The sequence below is a fragment of the Mesorhizobium intechi genome (genome assembly GCF_002879535.1).
Taxonomy (GTDB): Bacteria; Pseudomonadota; Alphaproteobacteria; order Rhizobiales; family Rhizobiaceae; genus Mesorhizobium; species Mesorhizobium intechi.
This window is the reverse complement of sequence record NZ_PNOT02000239.1, coordinates 43,742-70,316: the sequence shown is the minus strand read 5'-3', so window position 1 is coordinate 70,316 and position 26,575 is coordinate 43,742. Positions and strand designations below refer to the sequence as shown.

Here is a 26,575-nt window from a genome sequence, read left to right as displayed (position 1 = left end):
TTCCTTCCCCCTTGTGGGGGAGGTGGATCGACGCGCAGGCGCAGAGGCGGTTAGGGGGTGGGTGACGGAGTGCCGTCAGTGCCAAGCTGGAGTACCCCTTGTCCGTCTTGTCGCTTCGCGACAATCCCCCTTCACAAGGGGGGCGGCTCGCTCAACTCAAAAACGGCTTCGCCTTCATGCTCTCTGGCACCGGCACGCCAAGCCGGCTCAGCACCGTCGGCGCCAGCTGCAGCTGATCGAGCAGCGTGTCGGCCTGCGGCCCCTTGCCCTGGCCGAAATAATACAGCGCGAAATCCTGCATCTCGTCGTCATGGCCGCCATGGTGGCCGCGGTCCGTCTGGCCGTGGTCGGCGGTGACCATGACCTCGTAGCCGGCCGCGATCCAGCCCGGCAGGAAGGCGGCCAGCATGCCGTCCATAGCATAGACCGCATGGTCCATCTCGTGGCAGTCATGGCCGAAGCGATGTCCCATCGAGTCCAGCGTGCAGGTGTGCAGGATGCCGTAGTCGATACCGTGGCGTTTGGTCATCATGGTCAGGGTCGCGAACAGGTCGACATCGCTCGGCGTCATCTGGTTGCGGGCATTGTAGCCGGTCATGGTGTGGAAGCGGCCATGCGTGATCGGCCCACCGGGCTCGTCATATTCCATGTCCTCGACCAGGTCGAACGGGTAGGAGCGGAAGAATTCCGACCAGTAGGAATGGGTAACCGCCCCGGTCTTGCCGCCGGCCTTGCTGACCTCCGAGAAGATGTCGGGCTGCGCGACGCGGAAGCGATTCTCGTTGGAAAGAATGCCATGCACCTGCGGCGACACGCCGGTGTGGATCGAGGCATAGCAGCAGGCCGATGTCGATGGCAGCACCGAGCGCATCTTCCAGACCCGCGCTTCGCCCGACTGCAGCCAGCCTTCGAGATTGCCCATCAGCCGGCGCCAGTTCCTGTAGGGCACGCCATCGAGGATGATCAGCAGAAGCTTGGACTTGAGCGCCATGGGCTGCTCCATGGATGTCTGGTGGTTGAAACGGGAACGCCGCATGCCGTTTCGCTCACACGGCGTTCTTACACGTGAATCAGGCAGGTAGGATGCGGCTAAGCGTTGAGCCAGCATTCAGCCAGCGCGTAGCCATCCATCATTTCGCCGATCGGGCTCTTGGCGAAGCCGCCGATCTTGTTGGTGGCGGCGGCATCGATGAACTGGTTGAAGAACGGCACGATCAGGCCGCCCTCGTCGCGCATCAGCACCGCCATGTCGTGGTAGATCGCCTTGCGCTTGGCTTGGTCGAGTTCGCCGCGTGCCGCAAACAGCATCTTGTCGAATTCCGGCCGTTTGAAGCGGGTGTCGTTCCAGTCGGCGGTCGAGACGTAGCCGGTGGAATACATCTGGTCCTGCGTGGCGCGGCCGCCCCAGTAGGAGAGAGAGAAGGGCTGCTTGTTCCAGACTTCCGACCAGTAGCCGTCGCCGGGCTCGCGCTTGATCTCGATCTTGATGCCGGCCTTGGCGCAGGATTGCTGATAGAGCTGGGCGGCATCGACGGCGCCGGGGAAGGCAACGTCGGAAGTGCGCAGCAGGATCGAGCCGCTGTGGCCCGACTTCTTGTAGAGAGCAGCCGCCTTCTCCGGGTCGAACTTGCGCTGTTCGATGTCGGTCGAGAACAACGGGTAGGCTTCGTTGATCGGGAAGTCGTTGCCGACCGAACCGTAGCCGCGCAGGATCTTCGTCAGCATCTCCTCACGGTCCATGGCGAGTTTCAGCGCCATGCGCAGGTCGTTGTTGTCGAAGGGCGCCGTGTCGCAGAACATGTTGAACGGGTAGTAGCCCTTGCCCGACACGTTCTCGATGCTGACGCCGGGGATGCGCTTGACCAGGTCGACGACCTTGGGCTCGACGCGGTTGATCATGTGCACCTGGCCGCCCTGCAGCGCGGCAAGCCGCGCGGTGGCGTCATTGATGACGACGATCTCGATCTGGTCGGCATGGCCCATTTTGTCGCCTTGCCAGTAATTGGCGAAGCGCTCGCCGCCATGGCGCACGCCAGGCTGGTTGATTGTGACCTTGTATGGACCGGCGCTGATGCCGGCATTCGGGTTGTCCTTGCCGCCATTTGGCTGGATGACGAGGTGGTAGTCGGCCATCAGATAGGGGAAATCGGCGTCGGCATCGCCGAGCGTGACGACGACTTCCTTGCCGCTTGCCTTGACGCCCTTGATGTTCTTGAGGATGCCGAGCGCGCCGGACTTGGATTTTTCGTCGGCATGGCGCTCGATGGTGGCGGCGATGTCCTCGGCGGTGACGGTCTTGCCATTGTGGAACTCGATGCCGTCGCGCACCTTGATCGTCCAGGTCTTGGCGTCCTTGGACGCGCCGATCTCCTGCGCGATCATATTGGTCAGGCTGTTGTCGGGCATCAGCCGGACCAGATATTCGCCCCACTGCTTGCCGAAGCTGTAGGTGACCTGGCTGAGGTTCAGCGCGGGGTCGAGGCTGTTGGTCGACTCACCGCCCTGCAGGCCGGCCTTGAGGATGCCGCCCTTGACCGGCGTCTGCGCGAAGGCCTTCCCGGCCAGCGTCGTTGCCAGCGCCGCCGACACACCCAGTGCCGCCGTGCGGCCAAGGAAGTCGCGGCGCGATATCCGGCCCTGGCCGGCGAGATCGGCGAGATGGTCGAGTTCAGTCGTCATGTTCCTGCCCCCTGTTGAAAACCACGTCACGGGCAGCGCCCGTCCGCAAGGACGTGTGGCGCTTTCGTGTTGCATCCGGATGACGCCAGCCGCCGCCTGGCAAATGGACCGCTAGTTCCCCGCGCTGGCCATGCGCCGCCCCTTGATCGCCTTTTCCAGCCAGCCGATCTCCATCTCCGGAACCGACGACAGGAGAAGGTCGGTATAGGCGTCGAAGGGCGGCGTCAGAACCTTGCTCTTCGAACCGTAGCGGACCACTTCGCCGCGATACATCACCGCGATCGAATCGGCGATCGACTTCACCGTCGCCAGATCGTGGGTGATGAAAAGATAGGCGACCTTCTCGTGCTGCTGCAGGTTGAGCAGCAGCTTGAGGATGCCGTTGGCGACCAGCGGATCGAGCGCCGAGGTCACCTCGTCGCAGATGATCAGCTTCGGCTTGGCCGCGAGCGAGCGGGCAATGCAGACGCGCTGCTTCTGGCCGCCCGAAAGTTCAGCCGGATAGCGATCGACAAAGCCCTTGCCCATCTCGATCTCGTCGAGCAGTTCGGCGACGCGCTTGTCGCGTTCCCTGCCGCGCATGCCGAAATAGAATTCGAGCGGCCGGCCGATGATCGTGCCGACGGTCTGGCGCGGGTTCATCGCGACATCTGCCATCTGGTAGATCATCTGCAGTTGGCGCAGGTCTTCCTTCGGCCGGTCGGCGAGCCGGTTGGCGAGCGGGCGCCCGTCGAAGGTGACGGTGCCTTGCTCGGGCGGCAAAAGGCCGGTGATGGCGCGCGCCAGCGTCGACTTGCCGGAGCCGGATTCGCCGACCACTGCCAGCGTCTGGCCCGGGTAGATGTCGACCGAGACGTTCTTCAGTACCTTGACGTGACCGCCGCCATAAGCGGCGGTGACGTTCTTCACCGACAGGAACGGGGTCACGCCGGGGTTCTGCTCCTGGTGCTCGATCTCATGCACCGAGACCAGCGCGTTGGTATATTGCTGGCGCGGCTCCTTGATGATCTGGCGGGTACCGCCCCATTCGACCAGCCTGCCATGGCGCAGCACCATGATCTCGTCGGAGACCTGGGCGACGACCGCGAGGTCGTGGGTGATGTAGAGCGCCGCCACATGCGTGTCGCGGATGGCGTCCTTGATCGCCGCCAGCACGTCGATCTGAGTCGTCACGTCGAGCGCCGTTGTCGGCTCGTCGAAGACGATCAGGTCGGGTTCCGAGCACAGCGCCATTGCTGTCATTACCCGCTGCAACTGGCCGCCCGAGACCTGGTGCGGAAAGCGCTCGCCGATGGTTTCCGGGTTTGGCAGGCTGAGCTTCTTGAACAGCGCGACAGCGCGCCTTTCGGCTTCGGCGCGTGTCGCCGTGCCATGCAGCAGCGTGGCTTCCACCACCTGGTCCATCAGCCGGTGCGCCGGGTTGAAGGCAGCCGCCGCCGACTGCGCGACATAGCAGACCTCGCGGCCGCGCAGTTTGCGGAAACCTTCCTTGCCACCCTTCAGGATGTCGCGGCCGTTGAGGATTACCTCGCCGCCGGTGATGCGCACGCCGCCACGGCCATAGCCCATCGACGACAGGCCGATGGTCGACTTGCCGGCGCCGGATTCACCGATCAGCCCCAGCACCTTGCCCTTTTCCAGCGTCAGCGAGACATCGTGCACCAGCACGATGTTCTTTGGCGCCTCGCCGGGCGGGTAGACCGTGGCCTCGATGCGCAGATTGCGGATATCGAGCAGCACGCCTGCCTTGGGTTGTCCGGGCTTCGCGTTGCTGTCAGCCATCACCCGCGTCCTCCCTTCAGGCTTGTCGTGCGGTTGAGGATCCAGTCGGCGACAAGGTTGACCGAGATGGCTAGCGCGGCGATCGCACCCGCCGGTATGAGCGCTGCGGCGATGCCGAAGACGATGCCGTCCTTGTTCTCCTTGACCATGCCGCCCCAGTCGGCGTCGGGCGGTTGCACGCCAAGGCCGAGGAACGACAGCGTCGAGAGGAACAGCACCGCATAGATGAAGCGCAAACCGAGTTCCGAAACCAGCGGCGACAGCGCATTGGGCAGGATCTCGCGGAAGATGATCCAGGCACTGCCTTCACCGCGCAGCTTGGCTGCTTCGACATAGTCCATGACGTTGATGTCCACGGCGACCGCGCGTGACAGGCGGTAGACTCGGGTCGAGTCGAGAATGCCCATGACCAGGATCAGCGTCACCAGGTTCGTCGGCAGCACGGAGAGCACGACCAGGCCCATGATCAGGGTCGGGATCGACATCAGCAGGTCGACGAGGCGCGACAGGACCGTGTCGAACCACCCGCCGAACACCGCCGCCGAGAAACCGAGTATGGCGCCGAGCGAGAAGGACAGCGCGGTCGCCAGCACGGCGATGAACAGGGTGATGCGGGCGCCGTAGATCATGCGCGACAAGAGATCGCGGCCGAGATTGTCGGTGCCCAGCCAATGCGCGGCCGACATTGGTTCCCAGACGTCGCCGACGATCTCGGCATTGTCGTGCGGCGAGATCCACGGCGCGAAGATCGCCGCCAGCACGAACAGTGCGGTCAGCACCAGGCCGATCAGGGCTGGGATGGGGATGCGTCTTATATCGAGCATGCCCGCCCCCTCACTTCGGATGTCTGAGACGCGGATTGGCGACGATCGCCCCAATGTCCGCGATGATGTTGAGGCTGATATAGACGGCGGCAAAGATCAGGCCGACCGCCTGCACCACCGGCACGTCGCGCTTGGTGACGTGGTCGACCAGATACTGCCCCATGCCGGGATAGACAAAGATCACCTCGACCACGACGACGCCGACGATGAGATAGGCGAGGTTGAGCATGACGACGTTGATGATCGGCGCGATGGCGTTCGGGAAGGCATGCTTGCGGATGACGGCGAAGGCCGAGAGCCCCTTGAGCTCCGCCGTCTCGACGTAGGCTGACTGCATGACGTTGAGGATGGCGGCGCGGGTCATGCGCATCATGTGGGCCAGCACCACCAGCGTCAGCGCCGTCGCCGGCAGCGCGATGGCCTGCATCCGCTCGCCGAACGGCATGCCGTCATAGACGGTCGAGATGGCGGGGAACATCTGCCATTTCACCGCGAAGAAATAGACAAGGAGATAGCCGACGAAGAATTCCGGGAACGAGGTCGAGGCGAGCGCCAGTCCGGAGATCAGCTTGTCGACCCAACCATTGCGGTAGCGCACGGCGATCAGGCCGAGGATGATCGCCAGCGGCACGGCCACGATCGCCGCCCAGAAGGCGAGGAACAGCGTATTCCATAGCCGGCCCTTGATCGAGGTGGCGATATCCTGGCCGCTCGACATGGCGGTGCCGAGGTCGCCGGTCAGCACGCCGCCGAGCCAGTGGAAATACCTGACATAGGCCGGGTCGTTGAGGCCGAGCTGTTCGCGCAGATTGGCGAGCGATTCCGGCGTTGCCGATTGTCCCAGAATGGCCTGCGCGACGTCGCCGGGCAGGATTTGCGTGCCGGCGAAGATCAGGACCGAAATGGCCAGCAGAAGGAGGATGCCCAGCGCGATGCGCTGGGCAATTAGCTTCAGGATGGGTAAGGACATCTCCGCAAAGCCGGACTCAGGCCTGCAGCCAGCACTTCGCCAGGGCGTAGCCGTTCATCAGTTCCTGGTGCGGATCGTCCACCCAGCCATCGACCTTGGCGCCGGTGGCGTCGATGAACTGGTTGAACATCGGCAGGATCAGGCCGCCTTCGTCACGCACCATGACGGCCATGTCGTGGTACATCTGCTTGCGCTTGGCCTCGTCGAGCTCGGCGCGCGCCGCCAGCACCATCTTGTCGAAGTCCGGACGCTTGAAACGCGTGTCGTTCCAGTCGGCGGTCGACAGATAGGCGGTCGAGTACATCTGGTCCTGCGTCGAGCGTCCGCCCCAGTAGGAAGCGCAGAAGGGCTGCTTGTTCCAGACCTCGTTCCAGTAACCGTCGCCGGGCTCGCGCTTGAGCTCGATCTTGATGCCGGCCTTGGCCGCGCTCTGCTGGAAGAGCTGCGAGGCGTCGACCGCGCCGGGGAAGGCGACGTCCGAAGTCCTCAGCAGAACGGTGCCGTCATGACCGGACTTCTTGTAGTGGAACTTGGCCTTGTCGGGATCGTACTTGCGCTGCTCGATTTCGGTGAACAGCGGATAGGAGGCGTTGATCGGGAAGTCGTTGCCGAGCGAGCCATAGCCGCGCAGCACCTTGGTCAGCATCTCCTCGCGATCGATGGCGAGCTTAAGCGCCATGCGCAGGTCGTTGTTGTCGAAGGGCGCCGTGTTGCAATGCATGATGAACACATAGTGGCCCGGCCCCGCATGATTGCGGATGGTCACGCCCGGCACGCGCTTGATCAGATCGACGATCTTCGGCTCGACGCGGTTGATCATGTTGACCTGGCCGCCCTGCAGGGCCGCCGTGCGCGCCGTCGCGTCATTGATGACGATGACTTCGATCTGGTCGGCATGGCCCATCTTGTCGCCTTGCCAGTAATTGGCGAAACGCTCGGCGCCGTGGCGCACGCCGGGCTCGTTTGTCTTGACCACATACGGGCCGGCCGAAATGCCGGCATCGGGCTTGTCCTTGCCGCCGTTGGGCTGGACGATCAGGTGGTAGTCGCTGAGCAGGTAGGGAAGGTCGGCATTGGCCTCCTTGAGCGTCAGCACCACTTCCTTGCCGCTGGCCTTGATGGAATCGATGCCCTTCATGTAGCCGAGCGCGCCGGATTTCGACTTCTCGTCCGAATGGCGCTCGAGGGTAGCGGCAACGTCCTCGGCGGTCACGGTCTTGCCGTTATGGAATTCGACGCCGTCGCGGATCTTCAGCGTCCAGACCTTCGCATCCTTGGACGAGCCGATCTCTTCGGCGATGCGGTTCTCGAGCTTGCCCTCGGGCGACAGCTCGACGATCATTTCACCCCAGCACTTGCCGAAGGCGAACGGCACCTGCGTCATGAACAGGGCCGGATCGAGACTGTTGGTGGATTCGCCGCCGACCAGGCCGGCCTTCAGCGTGCCGCCCTTGACCGGGCCTGCCGCGCGCGCCGCGCTTGAAAGCAGCGAATTGGCGAAGGGCGCGGCGATGCCGAGCGCCGCCGCGCGACCGAGAAAATCACGACGGCTCAGCTTGCCCGCCGCGACACGCCGGCTAAGGAATTCCAGTTCGTTCGACATGTTGAGTTCCTCACTCTGTTGGTTCGACTCTGCGGTCGATTTTTGTTGTTAATTCTCCCTGAATAATGAGGGCAAGCTCATGCCGTAAGCAAGACCGAATGCGACATGCCGTGGCGTAAATCGTACGTCGCATTTGGACCAACGGTGTCAGCGCTCAAACAAGCGCACGTGGAATTTTCTCCTCGAAATCGCGCTCGAAGACGATTTTTTCGCCCTCATAGGCCTCAATTCTGGCGCTGACGATGAAGTTTTGTGCGTCCGATCGCATGTCGGCCCATGTCTCGGTGCGCACCGACCATCCATTTCGCGACAGTGTTTGCGTCCAGTGTGTTTTCCCGGAGGCTGACGATGGATCGTCAGGATGGATCGTCCATGTTTCGCGCGCGATGCTGCCATTGACCAGGCCGTGGTCGAGATCGCGCACCTCGCCGAAATCATCCGTTATGGAAAGCGTGACGATTCCGGTCTTTTCGTCGCGATCGACATGGCGCTCGGAATTGGCTGCACGGATCGTCTCGGTCGCCCAGGGGGTAGCAGCTTCGGGCTCGGCGAACGTCGCTTCGTCGCCTTTCGCCAGCGGGCGCAGCGGCAAGGCGAGTGTCGCCGCCGACAAGCTCAACTGCACCGGCTCCGGCGATGGCCAGATCATGGGCCAATAGGCGTTCGACACGGCGACGCGCAGGCGGTGGCCGGCCGGCATGCGGTAGGCGCATTGATCGAGCACGACGCGCGCCGACACGGTCTCGCCCGGCACCAGGGCCTGTGGGAATTCGTGCGATTCGCGATGCGTCAAATTGAGCACACCGTAGGAGATCAGTTCGGAAGCTCCGTCGGGATGGACGTCGCAGAGCCGCACCGCGATGTTGGCCTGCGGGCGATCGGAAGCGAACGTGACCTCGACTTCCGGCGCGCCGACAATGTCGATGGTCTGGGCGAGTTCCGGTTGGTCGAAACACGCCGACAGTGCATCGTCGGCACGCTGGTCGCCGGGCAATTCGGGGCCGAAGGTGAACGGAAAATATTCGCCGCCGGCAAGCCCACAGCTCTGCGGCGAGGCGACAATGGTGGGTTGGCTCCCCTTAGGCAGCAGTTCGATGACCTGGGTCTTGATCGTGGGTGACGGCCATTGTTGCTCGGCCACCCAACGGCCGGGCCGCTCGGGGTGCCAGCGCGCCGGGCGCACGCTGTCCATCACATAGGCGCGGTAGGCGGGCTCGTTCTCGACGCCGGTCACAGAGCCCTTCAGCCAGCGGTCCCACCAGCGCAGCGCTTCCTGCAGGAAGCCGATGGCCGGCTGGGGGCCTGCATAGTGCGGGTATTTGTGGATCCAGGGGCCGACAATGCCCTTGACCGGCGCCTCGATGTTGGTGACGAGGTGCGAGATCGTGTTGCGGTAGCCGTCATGCCAGCCGCCGATCGACAAAACGGCGGCCTTGACGGCCGAAAAATCCTCGCAGATCGAGCCGCGCTTCCAATAGGCGTCGCGGTGCTGGTGGCTGAGCCACAGCGGCAAAAGGAAGCGCTGGTTCTCCAACCGGGTCAGCCACAGATCGCGCCATCTGTTGTCGCCGGCGATCAGCGGGTCCGGCGGCCGCGATGAATAGGAGAGCATGGTCGAGGCCCAGCCGAAATTCTCGCTCAGCAGGCAGCCGCCCTTGTAGTGGATGTCGTCGGCATAGCGGTCGACGGTCGAGCACAGGCTGATAACCGCCTTCAGCGCCGGCGGCTGCCTGGCCGCAACCTGCAGGCAGTTGAAGCCGCCCCAGGAGATGCCCATCATGCCGACATTGCCGTTGCACCAGGGCTGAGCCGCCGCCCAGGCGATGACGTCGCAGGCGTCCTGCAATTCCTGCTCCGAATATTCGTCGTCCATCAGCCCTTCGGAATCGCCATTGCCGCGCATGTCGACGCGGATCGAGGCGTAGCCGTGGCCGGCGAAATAGGGATGCGTCAGCTGATCGCGAAAAATGGTGCCGTCACGCTTGCGGTAGGGCAGGTGCTCGAGGATGACAGGCACCGGATCCTCGCCGGCATCCTCCGGCATCCACACCCTGGCGGACAGGCGGCAGCCATCCGGCATGACGATGCCCATGTCGGGAAATTCAACGACCTTGCGGGGAAATTCGGTGACGGTTTTCATGGGTGCGCATAACGCCCCGAGGCGCGGCAAGTTTCAATCGCCATTCGCGACTGGAGCAGCGAATTATGCGACCTGTACTGCTAACGAGGACACCCCCTCAGTTCAGCGGAATGTCGTTGTCGGCCTTGCTCGCCTGGTAGGCGTCGGACATCTCGTCGTAGCGTGCCGAGATCTTGCCGATGCGCGTCTCCAGCCGCTGCCGTTCTGCCTCGGGCAGCGCCCGCACCATTCTGCGGATGGAGAAACTCTTCCAATAGGCGTTCTGGGCATTGTAGCCGCCTGGGTCGAGGGTGAAGACCTCTTTCAGGATCTTCAGGTCGTGCGGGATCGCAAAGCTGTCGCGCGAATCCTCGTGGCTGAAGAGATAGTAGAAATTGTCGAAGCCCGTCCAGGTGATCGCCGACAGACAGAGCGAGCAGGGCTCATGCGTGGCGATGAACAGCGCGTCCCTGGTGTCGACGCGCTCGGCCCTGGGCATTTCGTAGAACCGTTTCAGGCAATGCACCTCGCCGTGCCAGAGCGGGTTTTCGATCTCGTTATTGGTCTCGGCCAGCACCAGCGAACGGTCGTCCTTACGCAGGATCGCCGCGCCGAACAGCTTGTTGCCATGAGCAATGCCTTCGGCCGTCTTCGGCACGATGTCGTGCTCGATCACGTCGAGCAGGCGGTCGATCAGCGATATATCGGTCATGGGAATCAAAGCTTTCAGGGGAGATGGATCTCGTAGGCGTGCGAGAAATGAAACTCTTCGAGGTTGGAGCCGTCGCCGCCACGGTCGACGATCAGGAAATCCTGGGGGTCGCCGAGCGGCGTCAACACGCCGTGCCAGACATTGCGCGAATAGTTGATGCCTTGTCCGGGCGCGCTGATGAAGGCGTGCGGTTCGCCCGGTCCTTCCTTGCCGTCCTGGCACACGACGACCAGGAACGGACGCGGCGACAGCGGAATGAAGGCCTGGCTGCCGAACGGGTGCCGCTCGACCATGGTCAGCTTCAGCGGCAGTTCGTAAGGCGTGCCGCGCACCATTGAGATCAGCACGCGGGCGTTCGGTCCGGTGGCTTCAGCCGTGGCCAGATCATGGTAGCGCTCGGCCTTGCCGCCATTGATCGGATAGTGGTTGTCGCCGCTCATGTCGATGACATCGCCGAAGGGGGCAAAGGCCTCACGGGTCAGCCTCTGTGCCGTGATGCGGGTCACCGCGCGTGACCGCCAAAGCCGGCCCCACCGAGCTTGGCGTGGCGGTTGACGTCCTTGTAGAGCAGATAGCGGAACTTTCCTGGGCCGCCGGCATAGCAGGCCTGCGGGCAGAAGGCGCGCAGCCACATATAGTCGCCGGCCTCGACCTCGACCCAGTCCTGGTTGAGGCGGTAGACCGCCTTGCCTTCCAGCACATAGAGCCCGTGTTCCATCACATGCGTCTCGGCGAAGGGAATGACCGCGCCCGGCTCGAGGGTGACGATGGTCATATGCATGTCGTGGCGCAGATCGGCGGGATCGACGAAGCGTGTCGTCGCCCAGCGGCCTTCGGTGCCCGGCATCGGCGTCGGCGCGATATCCTGTTCGTTGGTGAAGAAGGCTTCCGGCACGTCGAGGCCGTCGACCACTTCGTAGGCCTTGCGAATCCAGTGGAAGCGCACAGGCGCCTTGCTCCCATTGCGAACGGTCCAGCCGCTCGCCGGCGGCAGGAAGGCAAAGCCGCCGGGCCGCAACACATGCTTCTTGCCGGAAAGCAGAACGGTCAGCTCGCCTTCGACCACGAACAGGGCGCCTTCTGCGCCGGCATCGGGCTCCGGCCGGTCGCTGCCGCCGCCGGGCTCCACCTCGACAATGTATTGCGAGAATGTCTCGGCAAAACCGGACAGTGGCCGCGACAGGATCCAGACGCGGGTCTTGTCCCAGAACGGCAAGGCGCTGGTGACGATGTCCCGCATGACGCCCTTGGGAATGACGGCGTAGGCATCGGTGAAGACGGCGCGGCCTGTCAGCAATTCCGATTGGCCGGGATGGCCGCCATGCGGTGCGTAGTAGGTGCGCTCTGGCATCCTGATCGTATCCATGGGTTCAAACCTATTGCGGTAGCATGTCTCTGAGGCGAAGCAGCGCGATGCGCTCGACCTGTTTGCAGGCGGTCTCGAATTCGACGCCGCGGCTGTTGCCGATGCGCGCTTCGAACTCGGTGAGGATTTCCTCCTTCGTCTTGCCCTTCACCGCGATGATGAAGGGGAACCCGAAGGTGGTGACGTAAGCGGCGTTGAGCTTGGAGAACAGTTCGCGTTCCTTGTCGGTCAGCGCGTCGAGGCCGGCGGAGGCTTGTTCCCTTGTCGATTCCGCCGTCAGCCGCCTGGCCTTGGCCAGTTTGCCGGCAAGGTCGGGATGGGCGTTGAGCACGCCCAGCCGCTCGGCTTCGCTGGCTGAACGGAAGATGCGGCAGAGCGCATTGTGCAGGCCGCCGGCCGTATCGTGCGCCGGGCCCAGCTCCAGCTCGTAGGCGCGCTCGGCGATCCAGGGCGAATGCTCGAACACGCCGCCGAAAGTGTGGACGAATGTCTCGAATTCCATCTTCGAGGGGCGCAGCGCGGCCGGCTTGTAGGGATGGTTCTCCTGCCAGTGTTTGGCGATGTCGATGCGCCGCGCCAGCCAGACCCTGTCGTGCGACTTGACATAGTCGACGAAGCGCTTCAGCGCCGCCACCCGGCCCGGCCGCCCGACGAGGCGGCAATGCAGGCCGATATTCATCATGCGCGGCCGCCCGGCCTGGCCCTCGGCATAGAGCGTGTCGAAACTATCCCTGAGATAGGCGAAGAACTGGTCGCCCGAATTGAAGCCCTGCGGCGTGGCGAAGCGCATGTCGTTGGCGTCGAGCGTATAGGGAATGATAAGCTGCGTGCCGCCACTGTGCTCGAACCAGTAGGGCAGTTCGTCGTCATAGGTGTCGGAGACGTAGTCGAAGCCGCCTTCTTCGGCCACCAGCCGCACCGTGTTGACCGATGTGCGGCCCGTATACCAACCCGTCGGGCGCTGGCCCGTCACCTCGTAATGCAGCTTGATTGCCGCTTCGAGGTCGCGGCGCTCGTCCTCGGCGCTATGATCGCGATAGTCGATCCACCGCAACCCGTGCGAGGCGATCTCCCACCCTGCGTCCTGCATTGCGGTGACCTGGTCGGGCGAGCGGGCAAGTGCCGAAGCGACACCGTAGCAGGTCACAGGGACTTGCGAATCGCTGAACAGGCGCAGCAGCCGCCAGAAGCCGGCCCGCGCACCATATTCGTAGATCGATTCCATGTTCCAATGGCGCTGTCCCACCCAGGGCGCGGCGCCGACGATTTCCGACAGGAAGGCTTCCGACGCCTTGTCGCCATGCAGCACGCAATTCTCGCCGCCCTCTTCGTAATTGACGACGAACTGTACCGCGACATGCGCCCCGCCGGGCCATTTCGGATCCGGTGGATTGGCTCCGTAGCCGCGCATGTCTCTTTCGTAACGCATTGCCCCTCCTGCCGGACACCGCCGGAAGTTGTGATCAGGATAGTCGAAAGGGTTGCCGCCGCATTCCCTTGAAATTTTTGAAAGTGTTTTTGTGCCGCTCCGCTCGACCGGGACTTATGCATCGCCTTTAATTGGCGCACAATTCATCGCTTTGTTCGACTGCAGGGAAATGGGAGGCGCCAGTGGCAGAAACGTCGAAAGCCGATGGCGGACGTCTGACGACGCATGTCCTCGACACCGCGACCGGCAAGCCGGCGGTTGGGTTGTCGATCGCGCTCTATCGTCACGACGGCTCGGCCAGGACGCATCTGAAGACGGTCGCGACCAATGCCGACGGCCGCTGCGACGCGCCGCTGCTGGCGGGGGCTGAATTCCGCACTGGCGAATACGAACTGGTGTTCGCGGCCGGCGATTATCTGCGCGGCCAGGGCACCAAATTGCCCGAGCCGGCGTTCCTTGACAGCGTGCCGATCCGTTTCGGCATGGCGGAGGCGGTGCATTATCACGTGCCATTGCTGATCTCGCCCTATGGCTATTCGACCTACAGGGGGAGCTGAGGCATGGCCAAGGTCAACATCCGCAACGAAATCCGGTTCATCCTCAACGGAGGGGATGTCGTGCTGTCCTCAGTGGCGCCGGACACGACCCTGCTCGACTGGCTGCGGCTCGACCGTTCGCTGCGCGGCACCAAGGAAGGCTGCGCCGAGGGCGATTGCGGTGCCTGCACCGTTCTGGTCGGCAGGCTGTCGACCGGGGGACTGGTCTATGAAAGCGTCAATGCCTGCATCCGCTTCCTTGGCTCGCTCGACGGCACGCATGTCGTGACGGTGGAACATTTGCGCGGCCAGCCCGGCCAGTTGCATCCGGTCCAGCAGGCGATGGTCGATTTCCATGGCTCGCAATGCGGCTTCTGCACGCCGGGCTTCGTCATGTCGCTCTATGGCCTGTGGATGAAGTCGCCGGATCCGTCGAACGCGGCGATTGAAAAGGCTTTGCAAGGCAATCTCTGCCGCTGCACCGGCTATGAGGCGATCATGCGCGCCGCGCACGCCATCTCCAGCTACGGCAAGGCGGGGAAAGATCCGCTGGCGACGGAGCGCAAGGCTGTCACGGCGAGGCTGGAGGCCTTGCGGGACGGCGCGCGGGTCGAGATCGGTTCGGGCAAGAGACGGGTCATCGTGCCGGCCAATGTCGACGATTTCGCCACTATCCTGGACAAGGAACCGGGCGCCACGATCGTCGCCGGCTCGACCGATGTCGGCCTGTGGGTGACCAAGCATATGCGCGACATCTCTCCGGCGGTCTTCATCGGCAATCTCGACGGGCTGTGCACCATCGCCGAAGACAAGGGCGTCATGTCGATCGGCGCCGGCGTCACCTACACCGAGGCTTTTTCGACACTATCGAAACGCATCCCGGCGCTGGGGCCGCTGTTCGACCGCATCGGCGGTGAACAGGTGCGCAACATGGGCACCATCGGCGGCAACATCGCCAACGGCTCGCCGATCGGCGACACGCCGCCGCCCTTGATCGCGCTCGGCGCGCGCCTGACGCTGCGCAAGGGCAAGAAGCGGCGCACGATCCCGCTGGAAACCTTCTTCATCGCCTATGGCAAGCAGGACCGGCAGCCGGGCGAATTCGTCGAGGCCGTGCACGTACCCGTGCCCGCCAAGGGAGAGAAATTTGCCGTCTACAAGATCACCAAGCGCCGCGACGAGGATATTACCGCTACCCTCGCCGCCTTCTTCCTGGCGCTGGCGAAGGACGGCACGGTCGCCGATGTGCGCATCGCCTATGGCGGCATGGCGGCGACGCCGAAGCGGGCGTCTTTCGTCGAAAAGGCGCTGCTCGGCAAGCCATGGACCGAAGAGACGGTCGAGACGGCGATGGCGCAATACGCCAGGGATTTCACCCCGCTCACCGACATGCGGGCGTCAGCCGAATACCGGGCTCTGGCGGCCAAGAACCTGTTGTTGCGCTTTTTCGTCGAAACTTCCGGCACCAGGGCGCCCTTCCAGGTTTCCCGCAACGAGGCGGCATGATGAACAAGCACGCCACATCAAATCTCAAGGCTGAGAAGATCGTCGGGGGCGTCGCCACCGATCAGCGGCATGATTCCGCCCACAAGCATGTCAGTGGCACAGCCGTCTACATCGACGACATGCCGGAACCGGCCGGCACGCTGCATGGCTGCCTCGGTCTGTCGGCCGCCGCGCATGCCACCATCACCCGCATGGATCTTTCGGCGGTGCGCGCTGCTTCCGGAGTCGTGGATGTGCTGACGGCAAAGGATGTTCCGGGCGAGAACGACATTTCGCCGACCGGCCGGCACGACGAGCCGGTGCTCGCCGACGGCAAGGTCGAGTTCTTCGGCCAGCCGATCTTCTGCGTCATCGCCCAAACCCGCGAGCAGGCACGCCGCGCCACCGGGCTGGCCAAGGTTGAATACAGTCAATTGCCCTTCGTCACCGACATTGGCGAACTCGATCCGAGGAAGGACAAGCTCGTCACGCCGCCGCTTACCTTGAAGCGCGGCGATGCGGCCGCTGCGATCAAGGCGGCGCCACGCCGGCTGAAGGGAAAGATGCGCGTCGGCGGCCAGGAACATTTCTATCTTGAAGGCCATATCGCCATGGCCGTTCCGGGCGAGGATCAGGACGTCACCATCTATTCCTCGACCCAGCATCCGAGCGAAGTCCAGCACATGGTGAGCCATGCGCTCGGCATACCCAGCAATGCCATCACGGTGGAGATCCGCCGCATGGGCGGCGGTTTCGGCGGCAAGGAAACGCAGGGCAACCAGTTTGCCGCGCTCGCGGCCATCGCCGCCAAGAAGCACCATCGCGCCGTCAAGATCCGGCCCGACCGCGACGACGACATGATCGCCACCGGCAAGCGTCATGACTTCCTCGTCGACTACGAAGTCGGCTTCGACGACGAGGGCAACATTCTCGGTGTCGATTTCATGTTCGCCGCACGTTGCGGCTTCTCGTCGGATCTGTCGGGCCCGGTGACCGATCGCGCGCTGTTCCATTGCGACAACACCTATTTCTGGCCGGCGGTGCACGCGCAATCGGCGCCGCTCTACACCAACACCGTGTCGAACACCGCCTTCCGGGGCTTTGGCGGTCCGCAAGGCATGGTCGGCGCCGAACGCGTCATCGACGAGGTTGCGTTCGCGGTTGGCAAGGATCCGCTCGAGATCCGCAAGAAGAATTTCTATGGCACCAGCGACCGCAACATCACGCCCTACCACCAGACGGTCGAGGACAACATCATCCAGCGCATCGTCGCCGAACTCGAGCAGAGCGCCAGCTATGCGCGGCGACGGCGCGAAATATCGGCCTTCAATGCCAACAGCCGTTTCATCAAGCGCGGCCTGGCGCTCACACCGGTCAAGTTCGGCATTTCCTTCACCGCCACGCACTACAACCAGGCCGGCGCGCTGGTGCATGTCTACACCGATGGTTCGGTGCATCTGAACCATGGCGGCACCGAGATGGGGCAGGGGCTGTACCTCAAGGTCGCGCAGGTGGTGGCGGAAGAATTCCAGATCGATCTCGACCAGGTGAAGATCACCGCGACCACCACCGGCAAGGTACCCAACACCTCGGCAACCGCGGCATCGTCCGGTTCGGACCTCAATGGCATGGCGGCACAGAATGGCGCTCGCCAGATCAAGGACCGTCTGACCGATTTCGCCGCCGAGAAATACCAGGTGCCGCGCGATCAGGTGCTGTTCTTGCCCAACCGGGTGCGTATCGGCAACCAGGAGATCGCCTTCGCCGATCTCGTCAAGCAGGCCTATATGGCGCGCATCCAGCTTTCAGCCGCGGGCTTCTACAAGACGCCGAAAATCCACTGGAATCGCGACAAGGGCGAGGGCCGCCCTTTCTACTATTTCGCCTATGGCGCCTCCTGCTCGGAAGTCTCGGTCGACACGCTGACCGGCGAGTATGTGGTCGAGCGCACCGACATCCTGCACGAGACCGGCCGTTCGCTGAACCGCGCCATCGACCTCGGCCAGATCGAGGGCGGCTTCATCCAGGGCATGGGCTGGCTGACGACCGAGGAATTGTGGTGGGACGAGAAGGGCCGCCTGCGCACCCACGCGCCTTCGACCTACAAGATCCCGCTCGCCTCCGACCGGCCGAAGATCTTCAATGTCACATTGGCCGACTGGCCGGAAGCGGGTGAGCCGACGATCCACCGCTCCAAGGCGGTCGGTGAGCCGCCCTTCCCGCTCGGCATGTCGGTGCTGCACGCGCTGTCGGATGCGGTGGCCAGCGTCGCCGATCACAGGATCTGTCCGCGCCTTGATGCTCCGGCGACGCCGGAGCGTGTGCTGATGACGATCGAGCGGCTGAAAGGCGAGGCGAAGGCCTGAATCCGGCAAAACGTGCAATTCAGACCGAAAAACCCTATGTTTCCCGCACGGGAATGTGGATGATGACTTCGAATGTGCAAAGCCTGAAAGACTTCCTGGCTGGCCCGGGTCGCATCGCTTTGGTCGAGGTGGCCGGCACCAAAGGCTCGACGCCGCGCGAGAAGGGCGCCTTCATGCTCGTCTCGCGGCAGGCGATTTTTGGCACGATCGGCGGTGGCCAGCTCGAATATATGGCGATCGACAAGGCGCGACAGATGGTGGCGTTTTCACCCGGCAAGCGGCAGCGCAAAGGGGGCCGCATCGAGGTCGATGAAGTCGGCGCCACGCTCGACGTGCCTCTCGGGCCGGAGATTGGCCAATGCTGTGGCGGGCGCGTCGAAGTCTTGATCCGGCTTGTCGACAGCGCGCTCGCTGCCGGGTTGGTTTCGGCTGCCGAAGTCGAAGAAGCCCACCTGCCGCACGTCTATATCTTCGGTGGCGGCCATGTCGGCCAGGCGCTGGCGTCGACGATCGCTCTCCTTCCCGTGCGCGGCGTCGTCATCGAGACCCGGGCCGAGGCGCTGGAAGGCATGCCGGAAACCGTCGAGACGCGGCTGACGCCGATGCCCGAGGCCGAGGTGCGCAACGCTCCCGCCGGCACTGTTTTCGCCATTCTCACCCACGACCATGCGCTGGATTTCCTGATCGTCGCCGAAGCCTTGAAACGCGACGACGCGGCCTATGTCGGCATGATCGGCTCTAAGACAAAGAAGGCGACTTTCAGGAACTGGTTCCTGAAATCGGCTGAAGGCACGGACGCGCAGTTTGCCCGCCTCGTTTCGCCGATCGGCGGCGATGCCGTCAAGGACAAACGCCCTCAGGTCATTGCCGCGCTTGCCGCCGCCGAGATCATGACGGCGCTGGTGCTTCGCAACGCCGCACCGAGTGCCGACCGGCCGCATGGCAGGGTGATGGCCGGCTAAGCTTGCGCTGCTGCTAAACCGGCCGTTTCAAGCCCAGATGGTCGCGCAAGGTGCGACCCTCATACTCCCGGCGGAACAGGCCGCGCCGCTGCAGTTCCGGCACCACCAGCGCGGTAAAGGCATTGAGTTCGCCAGGGAAATAGGACGGCATCACGTTGTAGCCGTCGGCCGCGCCGCCTTCAAAACGGGCCTGCAATTCGTCGGCGACCTGAGCCGCCGTGCCCACTATGCGCCAATGACCGCGCGCGCCGGCGAAATGGCGGGCCAGCTGGCGGATGGACAGGCCGTCGCGGCGCGATTGTTCGACGACCAGCGCCTGCCGGCTTTTCATCCCCTCGCTCTCGGGCAATTCGGGCAGCGGTCCGTCGATGGGATAGCGCCAGAGATCGGAGATGCTGAGATAGCTGGACAACAGCGCCACGCCGACATCGTCGGGTATCAACTCCTGCAATTCCTCATGCTTCTCCCGGGCCTCGGCCTCGGTTTCCGCCACCACGGGCGAGACGCCGGGCATGATCTTGATGTCGTCGGGCTCACGCCCATAGGCGGCCATGCGCCCTTTGAGATCATCGTAGAAGGCTTTGGCTTCCTCAAAAGTCTGCGCAGCCGTGAACACCACATCGGCGGTGCAGGCGGCAAGGTCGCGGCCGACATCCGAGGCGCCGGCCTGCACCATGACCGGTGCGCCTTGTGGCGAGCGTGGCAGATCGAGCGGATCGCGAACCGAAAAGCTCTGGCCGTCATGGCCGGGAGCCTTGCCGTGCCATAGCCCGCTGACCACCTCGGCGAATTCGCGCGCCCGCTCGTAGCGGTCGGCATGGGGCTTGAGGCCCGTCGAGCCGAAATTGGCTGCTTCGATCGGGCTGGCCGAGGTGACCAGGTTCCAGCCCGCCCGTCCGCCGCTGAGATGATCGAGCGACAGAAAGGTCCGCGCCAGCCCGTAAGGCTCGTTGTAGCTTGTCGACGCCGTCGACACGAGACCGATGCGGCTGGTCTGCACGGCCAACGCCGACAGCAGGCTGATCGGCTCGAAGCCGATCGAACGCGAGGTCTGGCTGGCGATCCCGACATTGGCTTCGCGCAGGCCTGCGGCGTCCTCGCAGAAGATCATGTCGAACTTCGCCCGCTCCGCCGTGCGCGCCAGCTGGACGTAATGGTCGATATCGATGCCGGCCGTCGCATGCGCCTTCGGGTGGCGCCAGGCGGCGATGTGGTGACCAGTCGCCCAGAGGAAGGCGCCGAGCTTCATCTGCGCGGTCATTGGCCACCTCCGCCGGCAAGTCCAAGATGCGAGCGCAACGTCGCCCCGCGATAGCCCTCTCGAACGAGGCCGCGTCGCCGCAACTCCGGCAGAACCCGATCGGCGAAATCGTCGAGCGCTGAGTGCGCGGTCAGCTGGATGTTGAAACCGTCGCAACTTTTCAGCCGCAATTCAGTTTCCAGCCTGTCCGCGGTCGCGGCTGGCCCATCATCCGGGGCGAACGAGATATTCGTCAGGATCTTCACAGCGTCCGGATCGCGCCCGGCGGCCGTTGCGCGACGCTTCAGATCATCGAAGCGTATTTTCGCGCTCTCGGTCGAGCCGTCCTCCAGCAAAATGACATCGGCGGTGCGGGTCGCAATATCCAGGTCGGGCCCGGACAGGCCGGACAGCACCAGCACCGGCGTATCCTGCGGCGAGCGTGCGACGTTCAGCGGCCCCCGCACGGAGAAGAACTCGCCCTTGTGGTCGAGCAGATGCATCTTTTCCGGGTCATGGAAGCGGCCACCTGTTTTGTCGAACAGCAGCGCATCCGCATCCCAGCCCCGACACAGGCCTTGAACGATGTCGATATATTCCGCGGTGCGGCGACGAAAGTCCGTGTCGGAAAATCCTTCCGGCCGGCTAAAATTGGCGGCTTCGCGGGAGCCTTGCGCCATCGTCGCATGCCAGCCGGCGCGGCCATGGCTGATGATGTCGAGCGAAGCGAAGCGGCGCGCCAGATTGTAGGGCTGGTGGGCAACGGTCGAGGCGGCGGCGACCAGCCCGATCTTGTCGGTGACGGTCGCCAGGGCGGCCAGCAGCGTCGTCGCTTCGAACGGGGCGCTTGATAAGCCCTCCGCGGAGTCGGAAATCACGACCATATCGATGCCGGCCGCCTCTGCCGCCCGCACGAAGGTCTTGATCTCTCCGAAATCCAGAACGGCCTGTTTGTCGGCGGCGGCGATGTTGAGCGAAATGGCGAGATGCATTGCGTCAACCTAGGTTCGCCGGTGCGCAAGGCAAGTCCGGCGGATAGACCAGTGGACCCTCACTTGTCGGCCAGTCGATCACCTGCCGGCCAGGATATCCTTGATCAGCCGCTGGCAGCGCTCCGCCATGAAGTCGAGCAAAAGCCGCACCTTGGGGTCCTGCAGCTTTTTGTGCGGATAGACGGCGGCGAATTGTACCGGTGTCGGCGGCGTGTTGGCCAGGATCACCTGCAGCCGCCGGTCGCGGATGAACGGCTCGACCTCGAAGCGCGGCTTGTTGATGATGCCGCGCCCCGACAGTGCCCAGCCGGTCAGCACGTCCCCGTCATCGGTGTCGTAAGGCCCGTGCACTTCGAATTTCTGCGGCCCGGTCGGGGTCTGCAAGGTCCAGACATATTCGCGCGCACCGGAATAGCGCAGCATCAGGCAGTCGTGTTTCTTGCCGATCAGCTCCTGCGGCTCGGCTGGCTCGCCGCGCGCCTCCAGATATTTCGGCGCCGCCACCAGCACGCGCTCGCACTCCATGATGCCGCGCATCCTGAGGCTGGAATCCTCGATAATGCCGAGCCGGAAGGCGACATCGATGCCTTCCTTCATGATGTCGACATTGTGGTCCGAGAGCCTGAGCCGCACCTCGATATCAGGATACTTGTCGTGGAAATCGGGAATACCCGAAGCCACCAGTCGCCGGCCAAGGCCCAAGGGTGCTGTCACGCGGATGGTGCCGCGCGGTTGGCCGGACAAAGCCGACACCGCGGCTTCCGCTTCGGTGATCGCCTCCAGCACCTGCTTGGCGCCCGAGTAGAAAACCGTGCCATGCTCGGTCGGCATCAATTGCCGTGTCGTGCGATTGAACAGCCGCACGCCCAGATGCTTCTCCAGTTCCTTGATGCGGTTGGAGGCGACCGCCGGCGAAATGCGCATGTCTCGGCCTGCCGCCGACAAATTGCCGAGTTCGACGACGCGGACGAAGACGGCGATGTTGTCGAGATAGGCCATGCGGAGCACCTTCGCCGGTTTGCAGCGATAAACCTAGTATTTTCCATTTTTTTTTGAAAGTCATCGTACACCTCGCCTCTTTCCGTTTGCGTGCGACACCGTAAAGTCGCGTCATCGGCAGGGACGACATCAATGATGGATTTCGCGATTTTCTGGGACTGGCTGAGCTTTGCCGTGCGATGGCTGCATGTCGTCACCGGCATAGCCTGGATCGGCTCGTCCTTCTATTTCGTCGCGCTCGATCTCGGCCTGCGCCAGCGGCCGGGCATGCCGGTCGGCGCCTTCGGCGAGGAATGGCAGGTGCATGGCGGCGGCTTCTACCACATCCAGAAATACCTGGTGGCGCCGGCCGAGATGCCGGAGCATCTGACCTGGTTCAAATGGGAATCCTATGCCACCTGGCTGTCCGGCTTTGCCATGCTGTGCGTGGTCTACTATGCCGGCGCCGACCTGTTCCTGATCGATCCCAATGTGCTGCCGATGTCGGTGCCGGTCGGCATCCTTTTGTCCATGGCGACGATCGGCGTCGGCTGGGTGGTCTACGATCTGCTCTGCCGCTCGCCTCTCGGCAAAAGCGACACCGGCCTGATGCTGGTGCTCTACTGCGTGCTGGTGTTCATCGCCTGGGGACTGACGCATCTGTTCACTGGCCGCGCCGCCTTCCTGCATCTGGGCGCCATCACCGCCACGATCATGTCAGCCAACGTCTTCATGGTCATCATCCCCAACCAGAAGATCGTCGTCGCCGACCTCATCGCCGGGCGCAAGCCCGACCCGAAATACGGCAAGATCGCCAAGCAGCGCTCGCTCCACAACAACTATCTGACGCTGCCCGTTCTGTTCCTGATGCTGTCGAACCACTATCCCCTGGCGTTCGGCACGCAGTTCAACTGGGTCATCGCCTCGCTGGTGTTCATCATCGGCGTGTTGATCCGGCACTATTTCAACACCGTGCACATGCGGGCCGGCAACCCGCACTGGACCTGGCTCGGCGCGCTCGTCCTGTTCATCATCATCATCTGGCTGTCGACCGTGCCGAAGGTGCTGACCGGTGAGCCAAAGGCATCCGCCTCGGCGGACATCTATATCGCTTCCGCCCATTTCCCGGCGGTGCGCGACACCGTGCTCGGCCGCTGCTCGATGTGCCATGCGGCCGAACCGGTCTATGAAGGCATCTACCACGCGCCCAAGGGGGTGATGCTCGACACCGACGCTGGTATCGCCAACCACGCCCGCGAGATCTATCTGCAGGCCGGCCGCAGCCATGCCATGCCGCCCGCCAATGTCAGCCAGATCACCGACAAGGAACGGGCGCTGCTGGTGGCCTGGTTCGAAGGCGCGGGGAAATAGCATGACCTCGACACTTCTGCGCGGCCGCACGCTGTCCTTCGTGCGCTGGCCTGAAACCATCGACGACCATGCGGCCTGGCTTTACGAGGAAGATGGCGGCGTGCTGATAAGCGACGGTCGGATCGTCGCCTCAGGCGCCTACCGCGATGTCGAGAGGCAGGCCGGTGAGGCGGCCAAGGAAATCGATCACCGGCCGCACCTCTTGCTGCCAGGCTTCATCGATACCCATGTGCATTTCCCGCAGATGCAGGTCATCGCGTCCTACGGCGCCGAACTGCTCGACTGGCTGAACACCTACACTTTTCCCGAAGAGACGAAATTCGCCAACGCCCAGCATGGCCGACGCATCGCGCGGCTCTTCCTCGACGAGATGGTGCGGCACGGCACCACGACGGTCACCGCCTACTGCTCGGTGCACAAGGCTTCGGCCGAAGCCTTTTTCGCCGAGTCGCACGACCGCAACATGCTCAACATCGCCGGCAAGGTGATGATGGACCGCAACGCGCCCGAAGGCGTGCTCGACACGCCGCAATCCGGCTATGACGACACCAAGGCGCTGATCAAGGAGTGGCACGGCAAGGGGCGCCAGCACTATGCCATCACCCCACGCTTCGCCATCACCTCCTCGCCGGAGCAGATGGAGATGGCCGGCGCTCTGTGCCGCGAGCATCCCGACCTGCACATGCAGACGCACCTGTCGGAAAACCACGCCGAGATCGCCTTCACGCAGCAGCTTTATCCCCGGTCGCGCGACTACACCGACGTCTACGAACATTACGGGTTGCTGGGCAAAAAGAGCCTGTTCGGCCACTGCATCCATCTGTCGGAACGTGAGGCGGATGCGCTTTCGCAGAGCGGCTCGGTGGCTGTGTTCTGCCCGACCTCGAACCTGTTCCTCGGCTCCGGTCTTTTCGACTACCAGCGCTTTCGCCGCCGTGACAAGCCGCTCAGGATCGCCGCTGCCACCGATGTCGGCGGCGGCACCAACTATTCCATGCTGCGCACCATGGACGAGGGATACAAGGTGATCGCGCTGAACGGCGAGAAACTGAACCCTTTCCAGTCCTTCTGGCAGATCACGCGCGGCAATGCCGAGGCGCTGTCCGTGGTCGGCAAGATCGGCACGCTGGATCAGGGCACCGACGCCGACATCGTCGTGCTCGACGCCCGGGCGACGCCGGCGATGCGGCTGAGGATGGAAACGGCGCAGACGCTGGCGCAGGAATTGTTTTTGCTGCAGACGCTGGGCGACGACCGCGCCGTGCGCGAGGTCTATGTCGCCGGGCGAGCCGCCAAGAGCGACATCGCGAATTAGGCACCTGATGCGTTCATTGCTTGACCCGGAGGCAGCCATCGGTCAAAGCGTGCGGCGAAGTTGACAGGGGAACGACATGGCCGTTGCTGACGACATCGCTCTGATCCGCAAACAGGAAGAAGTTCTTGTCTTCCCGGCCTTCGATGAGGCCGTCGCCTTCAAGATCGGCTCCGCCATCCGCCACCGCGCAATCACCGAAAACCTGCCCATCATCGTCGACATCAGGCTGTGGGACCGGCCGCTGTTCTATGCGGCCATGCCGGGATCGAACGCTTCCAATCCCGATTGGGCGCGCCGCAAGATCAATGTGGTGAAACGGTTCCTGAGAAGCACCTACCGCATGGTGCTGGAGCAGCAACGCCCCGACCGCGCCTTCAAGATTGGCGAAGGCCTCGACATCTCCGACTATGTGCTCGCCGGCGGCGGTTTTCCGGTGACGGTCAAGGGCGCCGGCGTCATCGGCGTGATCGCGGTCTCCGGGCTTCCGGAGCGTGAGGATCACGGCGTGGTCGTCGATGCGCTGTGCGATCATCTGGGTGTCGACAGGCGTGGGCTGGCACTGGCTTCGGAAGCTGAATGACCGTGCTCGACCCCAAGGCCTTCCTCACCTCCATCTTCGACGCCGCGGTTGCCGCCGCCGATCCGGAACGGACGATCAGGGACCATCTGCCTGCCAGGCCAAAGGGCCGCACCATCGTGATTGGTGCCGGCAAAGGTTCGGCGCAGATGGCGGCGGCGTTCGAGAAGGTCTGGGACGGGCCGATCGAGGGGCTGGTCGTCACCCGCTATGGTTATGGCGCGAAATGCCAACGCATCGAGATCATCGAGGCGGCACACCCTGTGCCGGACGCCGCTGGCCTCGAGGCCTCACGGCGACTGCTGGAAAAGGTCCAGGGACTGACCGCGGACGATCTGGTCGTGGCGCTGATTTCCGGCGGCGGTTCGGCGCTGCTCCCATCACCGGCCGCCGGCCTGACCCTGGCCGACGAGATCGCCGTCAACGAGGCATTGCTCGCCTCCGGCGCGCCGATCGCGGCGATGAACACCATCCGCAAGCATGTCTCGACCATCAAGGGCGGCCGGCTGGCCGCCGCTGCCTGGCCGGCCAAGGTGGTGTCGCTGGTGGTCTCCGACATTCCCGGCGACAATCCCGCCCTTGTCGCCTCCGGTCCGACGGTTCCCGATACCGGCAGCCGGGAAGACGCGCTGGCGTCGATATCGGCCTATGGCATGAAGCTGCCGGCCCCGGTGGTGGCGCATATCAATGCGCCGGCGGCCGACGCTCCATGTCCCGACGACCAGCGCTTTTCACGCAATGAAGTGCATCTGATCGCCTCGGCCGGCGTGTCTCTGGAAGCAGCAGCGGCGGAAGCCAGGCGGCAAGGCATAGAAGCCGTCATCCTCTCCGATGCCATCGAGGGCGAAGCGCGTGAGGTCGGCGGCGTCCACGCGGCCATCGCGCGCGAAGTGGCGACGCGCAACCGGCCATTTCCGAAGCCGGTCCTCATTCTCTCGGGCGGGGAGACAACCGTGACCTTGCGGGCAAAAGGCAAGGGCGGCCGCAATTCGGAATTCCTGCTTGCCTTCGCCATCGGCATCAGTGGCGTGCAAGGCATTCATGCGCTTGCGGCCGATACCGACGGCATCGACGGTTCGGAAAACAATGCCGGAGCCTTCGCCGACGGTTCGACCGTCTCGCGCATGCGCGCCGTCGGCGTCGATGCCAAGGCGATGCTGTCCGGCAACAACGCCTGGACGGCGTTCAATGCAATTGGCGATCTTTTCGTCCCCGGTCCGACCGGCACGAATGTCAATGATCTGAGGGCGCTCCTGATCCGATAGGCGA

Annotated in this window: 22 protein-coding genes; 8 read left to right on the top strand and 14 right to left on the bottom strand. The window is 63.7% G+C overall.

Translation table 11 applies throughout. From position 1 onward, the window contains the following. Positions 1–151: 151 nt before the first annotated feature. The 11 genes from C1D09_RS21130 to puuE form a co-directional block, all read right to left on the bottom strand. Positions 152–991 (bottom strand): alkaline phosphatase family protein, encoded by an 840-nt coding sequence (locus C1D09_RS21130; protein ID WP_143976136.1) that lies wholly within the window; start codon positions 989–991, stop codon positions 152–154. Between the two features lie 98 nt (positions 992–1,089). After that, the gene (locus tag C1D09_RS21125; RefSeq protein ID WP_143976135.1) at positions 1,090–2,679 is read right to left on the bottom strand and encodes an ABC transporter substrate-binding protein; all 1,590 of its coding nucleotides are present in this window, start codon (positions 2,677–2,679) and stop codon (positions 1,090–1,092) included. A gap of 111 nt (positions 2,680–2,790) precedes the next feature. Beyond that, a complete protein-coding gene (locus C1D09_RS21120; protein WP_143976134.1) occupies positions 2,791–4,461 on the bottom strand; it encodes an ABC transporter ATP-binding protein in 1,671 nt (556 codons plus the stop codon). Then, positions 4,461–5,285 carry an ABC transporter permease gene (locus C1D09_RS21115; protein ID WP_143976133.1) on the bottom strand — a complete coding sequence of 275 codons (825 nt, stop codon included), beginning with the start codon at positions 5,283–5,285 and terminating at the stop codon, positions 4,461–4,463. The genes C1D09_RS21120 and C1D09_RS21115 overlap by 1 nt, the downstream gene beginning before the upstream one ends. 10 nt (positions 5,286–5,295) lie before the next feature. Continuing rightward, positions 5,296–6,255: an ABC transporter permease gene (locus C1D09_RS21110; protein WP_143976132.1), complete on the bottom strand. Its 960-nt coding sequence runs from the start codon at positions 6,253–6,255 to the stop codon at positions 5,296–5,298. A 16-nt stretch (positions 6,256–6,271) separates the two neighbouring features. After that, on the bottom strand, positions 6,272–7,858 hold the full coding sequence (locus tag C1D09_RS21105; RefSeq protein ID WP_143976131.1) for an ABC transporter substrate-binding protein: 1,587 nt from the start codon (positions 7,856–7,858) through the stop codon (positions 6,272–6,274). A 154-nt stretch (positions 7,859–8,012) separates the two neighbouring features. Next, positions 8,013–9,998 carry a CocE/NonD family hydrolase gene (locus C1D09_RS21100; protein ID WP_143976130.1) on the bottom strand — a complete coding sequence of 662 codons (1,986 nt, stop codon included), beginning with the start codon at positions 9,996–9,998 and terminating at the stop codon, positions 8,013–8,015. A 97-nt stretch (positions 9,999–10,095) separates the two neighbouring features. Further along, positions 10,096–10,689, bottom strand: a complete 594-nt coding sequence (locus tag C1D09_RS21095; RefSeq protein ID WP_143976129.1) for a nucleoside deaminase — start codon at positions 10,687–10,689, stop codon at positions 10,096–10,098. Between the two features lie 14 nt (positions 10,690–10,703). Continuing rightward, positions 10,704–11,195, bottom strand: a complete 492-nt coding sequence (locus C1D09_RS21090; RefSeq protein WP_143976128.1) for an ureidoglycolate lyase — start codon at positions 11,193–11,195, stop codon at positions 10,704–10,706. Next, positions 11,192–12,055, bottom strand: coding sequence for a bifunctional allantoicase/(S)-ureidoglycine aminohydrolase (locus C1D09_RS21085; protein ID WP_143976127.1), 864 nt, complete (start codon positions 12,053–12,055; stop codon positions 11,192–11,194). Before C1D09_RS21085 ends, C1D09_RS21090 begins: the two co-directional genes overlap by 4 nt. Before the next feature lie 10 nt (positions 12,056–12,065). After that, complete coding sequence (gene puuE, locus C1D09_RS21080) at positions 12,066–13,484, bottom strand: allantoinase PuuE (protein WP_143976126.1); 1,419 nt, start codon at positions 13,482–13,484, stop codon at positions 12,066–12,068. Positions 13,485–13,666: 182 nt separating this feature from the next. Between puuE and uraH the strand changes: the two genes are divergently transcribed. The 4 genes from uraH (at position 13,667) to xdhC (ending at position 18,833) form a co-directional block, all read left to right on the top strand. After that, complete coding sequence (gene uraH, locus C1D09_RS21075) at positions 13,667–14,041, top strand: hydroxyisourate hydrolase (protein ID WP_143976125.1); 375 nt, start codon at positions 13,667–13,669, stop codon at positions 14,039–14,041. A gap of 3 nt (positions 14,042–14,044) precedes the next feature. Continuing rightward, positions 14,045–15,526, top strand: coding sequence for a xanthine dehydrogenase small subunit (gene xdhA, locus C1D09_RS21070; protein ID WP_143976124.1), 1,482 nt, complete (start codon positions 14,045–14,047; stop codon positions 15,524–15,526). Continuing rightward, complete coding sequence (xdhB, locus tag C1D09_RS21065) at positions 15,526–17,871, top strand: xanthine dehydrogenase molybdopterin binding subunit (protein ID WP_143976123.1); 2,346 nt, start codon at positions 15,526–15,528, stop codon at positions 17,869–17,871. The genes xdhA and xdhB overlap by 1 nt, the downstream gene beginning before the upstream one ends. Positions 17,872–17,933: 62 nt before the next feature. Further along, on the top strand, positions 17,934–18,833 hold the full coding sequence (gene xdhC, locus C1D09_RS21060) for a xanthine dehydrogenase accessory protein XdhC (RefSeq protein ID WP_143976149.1): 900 nt from the start codon (positions 17,934–17,936) through the stop codon (positions 18,831–18,833). 13 nt (positions 18,834–18,846) lie between these two features. Here the strand turns inward: xdhC and C1D09_RS21055 are convergent, their stop codons facing one another. The 3 genes from C1D09_RS21055 to C1D09_RS21045 form a co-directional block, all read right to left on the bottom strand. Next, a complete protein-coding gene (locus tag C1D09_RS21055) occupies positions 18,847–20,094 on the bottom strand; it encodes an LLM class flavin-dependent oxidoreductase (protein ID WP_143976122.1) in 1,248 nt (415 codons plus the stop codon). Beyond that, entirely contained in the window at positions 20,091–21,065 is a 975-nt protein-coding gene (locus C1D09_RS21050; protein ID WP_143976121.1) for an LLM class flavin-dependent oxidoreductase, read from the bottom strand. The genes C1D09_RS21055 and C1D09_RS21050 overlap by 4 nt, the downstream gene beginning before the upstream one ends. A 78-nt stretch (positions 21,066–21,143) precedes the next feature. Next, complete coding sequence (locus tag C1D09_RS21045) at positions 21,144–22,064, bottom strand: LysR family transcriptional regulator (RefSeq protein WP_143976120.1); 921 nt, start codon at positions 22,062–22,064, stop codon at positions 21,144–21,146. Positions 22,065–22,196: 132 nt separating this feature from the next. On the opposite strand from C1D09_RS21045, the gene C1D09_RS21040 reads away from it, so the two are divergent. The 4 genes from C1D09_RS21040 to C1D09_RS21025 all read left to right on the top strand — a co-directional run bounded on the left by C1D09_RS21040 (position 22,197) and on the right by C1D09_RS21025 (position 26,571). After that, positions 22,197–23,414 carry a urate hydroxylase PuuD gene (locus tag C1D09_RS21040; RefSeq protein WP_143976119.1) on the top strand — a complete coding sequence of 406 codons (1,218 nt, stop codon included), beginning with the start codon at positions 22,197–22,199 and terminating at the stop codon, positions 23,412–23,414. A 1-nt stretch (position 23,415) separates the two neighbouring features. Further along, complete coding sequence (gene guaD, locus C1D09_RS21035) at positions 23,416–24,729, top strand: guanine deaminase (RefSeq protein ID WP_143976118.1); 1,314 nt, start codon at positions 23,416–23,418, stop codon at positions 24,727–24,729. 76 nt (positions 24,730–24,805) lie between these two features. Further along, positions 24,806–25,309, top strand: coding sequence for a heme-degrading domain-containing protein (locus C1D09_RS21030; protein WP_143976117.1), 504 nt, complete (start codon positions 24,806–24,808; stop codon positions 25,307–25,309). Beyond that, on the top strand, positions 25,306–26,571 hold the full coding sequence (locus C1D09_RS21025) for a glycerate kinase type-2 family protein (protein WP_143976116.1): 1,266 nt from the start codon (positions 25,306–25,308) through the stop codon (positions 26,569–26,571). Before C1D09_RS21030 ends, C1D09_RS21025 begins: the two co-directional genes overlap by 4 nt. The last annotated feature ends 4 nt before the right edge of the window (positions 26,572–26,575 follow it).